The sequence below is a fragment of the Archangium sp. genome (genome assembly GCF_036388035.1).
Taxonomy (GTDB): domain Bacteria; phylum Myxococcota; class Myxococcia; order Myxococcales; family Myxococcaceae; genus Archangium.
Window position 1 is genome coordinate 1 of the sequence record NZ_DASVSO010000279.1, and the last position, 2,855, is coordinate 2,855.

4 protein-coding genes are annotated in these 2,855 nt (G+C 69.6%); 1 reads left to right on the forward strand and 3 read right to left on the reverse strand.

All coding sequences use genetic code 11. The annotated features are described in order from the left end of the window. Window positions 1-728 (forward strand): UDP-N-acetyl glucosamine 2-epimerase (locus VF697_RS11755; protein ID WP_331094316.1); only part of this gene is annotated, 728 nt, incomplete at its 5' end. Between the two features lie 9 nt (window positions 729-737). On the opposite strand, the gene VF697_RS11760 is transcribed toward VF697_RS11755, so the two are convergent. The 3 genes from VF697_RS11760 to VF697_RS11770 all read right to left on the reverse strand — a co-directional run bounded on the left by VF697_RS11760 (window position 738) and on the right by VF697_RS11770 (window position 2,643). Beyond that, entirely contained in the window at window positions 738-1,349 is a 612-nt protein-coding gene (locus tag VF697_RS11760) for a hypothetical protein (RefSeq protein WP_331094318.1), read from the reverse strand. 101 nt (window positions 1,350-1,450) lie between these two features. After that, window positions 1,451-1,864 carry a hypothetical protein gene (locus tag VF697_RS11765; RefSeq protein ID WP_331094320.1) on the reverse strand — a complete coding sequence of 138 codons (414 nt, stop codon included), beginning with the start codon at window positions 1,862-1,864 and terminating at the stop codon, window positions 1,451-1,453. Further along, window positions 1,864-2,643 (reverse strand): hypothetical protein, encoded by a 780-nt coding sequence (locus VF697_RS11770; RefSeq protein ID WP_331094322.1) that lies wholly within the window; start codon window positions 2,641-2,643, stop codon window positions 1,864-1,866. Before VF697_RS11770 ends, VF697_RS11765 begins: the two co-directional genes overlap by 1 nt. Between the last annotated feature and the right edge of the window lie 212 nt (window positions 2,644-2,855).

The window sequence follows — 2,855 nt, forward strand, 5'->3', positions numbered from 1 at the left end:
GCATCCTCACGGATCGCATCTCGGACCTGCTGCTCACGCCCTCGGCCGACGCGGACGCCAACCTCATCCGCGAGGGCCTGGAGCCGGAGCGCATCCGCCTCGTGGGCAACGTGATGATCGACTCGCTGCTGACGGCCCGGGACAAGGCCCTGCGGCTCACCACGCTCGCGGACATGGGCCTCGAGCCGCGCGGCTACGCCGTCTGCACCCTGCACCGCGCCTCCAACGTGGATGACGCGAAGGTGCTCCAGGGGCTGCTGTCCGCGCTGGCCCACGTGGCCAACCGGCTGCCCGTCGTCTTCCCCGTCCACCCGCGCACCCGCAAGCGTCTGGCGGAGCTGGGGCTCGGCGCCACGCTGGAGCGCACCCCGGGCCTGCGCCTGGTGGACCCCATGGGCTACCTGGAGTTCCTCGCGCTCACCTCCCAGGCCCGGCTCGCCTTCACCGACTCCGGCGGCCTCCAGGAGGAGACCACCGTGCTCGGCATTCCCTGCCTCACGGTGCGCGAGAACACCGAGCGCCCCATCACCGTCGACATCGGCACCAACCTCGTGGTGGGCACCGACCCGGCCCGCATCCAGCAGGCCGCGGACCGCATTCTCGAGGGTCAGGCGAAGAAGGGCCGCGTCCCGGACATGTGGGACGGGCGCACCGGCGAGCGCATCGCCCGCGTCTACGAGGAGTTCCTCGGGGTGGGGGCGTCCTCGCAGCAGCGAGCGACCGGGTAGCGGCGCCCGTCAGCGCCGTGCGGCCACTCTCGGAAGGAGCCTGGCCGCACGTTTCTGGACGTTGGCGTACGGGTCCGAGCGCGCCGCTTCCTCGAGGTAGGGGGCCGCGGCGGCTCCCACTTCGCGCACGAGGAAGTCCGCGCACTGCGTATGGGAGCGATCGCTCACCAGGCAGCGGATGACGTTGCGGATGAGCTTCGCATCCGAGCGGTAGGCGGGGTCGTTGCGCATGGCCGCGCCATACGAGGCGAGGCCGTCCGCCCAGCGCAGGTTGTCGAAGTTGACGTGCCCCTCCAGATAGGGGGCGTAGGCGTTCTGGGGATAGCGCGTGCGAAGTCTGGCGAGCTCGCGGAGCGTCTGGTCCCGCAGCGACTCTCCCTCCTTCGCCCAGCGTTCGAGCTGCTCGATGTTGGGAAGCTCCTCCCGCGAGCCACTCTTCTTCTCGGCGGGGGCTTGCGGTTTCGTGCTGGGAGGGGGCTGCGGCTTCTGGGCGGGGGGACTCGGATTCTGCTCCCCTCGGTACACCACGCCCATGCCTCCGGCGGCGAGCCGCTGGAGGATCCGATAACGCTCTTGCAGAACGGTGCCGATACGAGGGTCGGAGACGGCGGTGGCTTCCATGGCAGGCCCGTGACGTTAGCAGGCTTGCTCCGGGACGGGTGCCACGGGAGGTGGCGGGAAATGGGCTGGCAGGCAGGTAAGCGCCTGGGCCAGAGAGGGGGCTACCGGCCGATCTTCACTTCCTTGGCGTGGATTTCGTCCGCTTCGATCCAGTCGGCCTTGATCTCCTTCGCGTAGATGATCTCCGCGGAGACCTCCGAGGTGTGCACCTCACCGCCGCCCCAATCGCCTTTGTCTCCCTTGCCGCCCTTGCCGGAGTAGACGCGGCCCACCCGGCCATCTCGCGCCTTCACCTCCTTGGCGTAGATGACCCGCGCGTAGACCCGCTCGGCCTTGATCTCCTTGGCCCGCAGCACGTCCTGCGGTGGCGGTGGCTGCGGAGACGGCTGCGGGTAGGGAGACGGCTCCCCGGGAGGAGGCGGCGGGCGACGCGGCCAATCGTCGCGCACGTAGATGTGGCAGCCCGAGGCCACCAGCGCCAGTCCCAGCAGCAGTCCCAAGGCTTGTGCTCGCATCAAGGGATCCCCGTGTTGTCCACCAGCACCGCGTTGGAGCTGGGCACCGTGGCCTGCCCCACCGTGAAGCGGTTGCGCAGCAGCGACACACCGTTGCCGGTGATGTTCGCGCTCGCGATGTCCGAGAAGGCGGCCGAGAAGTTGTTGGCGTTGCTCGTCAGCCGGCCGTTGATCTTCACGCCCCTCATCCGGTTGCCGCCCCCGAGCACCGTGACGTTGCCCTCGATGATCGACAGCGGCCCTTCCGTGGGAGACCAGGCGCCGAAGATGAGCACCCCCGTGGCGCGCAGCTCCAGGTTGCCGGGGTACGTGCCCGGGGCCAGCACGATGATGGTGTTGTCGCTGGCCGCCGCCTGGGCGATGTTGCCCCCCGCCTCCACTTCGACCACCGTGCCGCCAATGGGGTAGCGCACCGGGGGGATGAGCTGCTGCACCGCCCCGTCCCGGTACGCGACCACCACGTCGTAGAGCTCCTTCTCCTGCTCCACCCGGAAGGAGTACGTGCCGGGGTCGAAGTCCAGCGTCACCGCCCCTGTCGGCAGCTCCTCCACCAGGGCCAGCCCCGTCGAGTCCGTCCGGACCGGTTCCAGGTCCGCCGCCTGGAACTCCACCCCCGAGCGAGCGGTGCCCACCGCCACCGACGTGGTCGAGCCCTGGTTGATGACCGGGTTGACCACCACCACCGCGCTCGTCACTTCACCGAAGCGGCCCGCCGGGGTCGGCTCCCCGTCACACCCCGCGAGGCCCAGGACGACCAGCACTCCCAAGAATCGTTTCATGTCGAACCTCCTGCGCAAGGACTCCCGCGCGGGGCACTCGGTCACGTCCCGGCTCTCGGAGGCAAGCGCTTCATGCTGGGGCCTGAAGTCTGGAAGGAGCATTCCAGTGCGTCTGCACGGGCGCGGCACTTCCGAGGGCTTGGCGTGTCGGGTTTTGGCGGGCCGTGGCCAGAAGTGAAGCGAAATCCAAGCGCATGGGTGAGCGGGCGGCG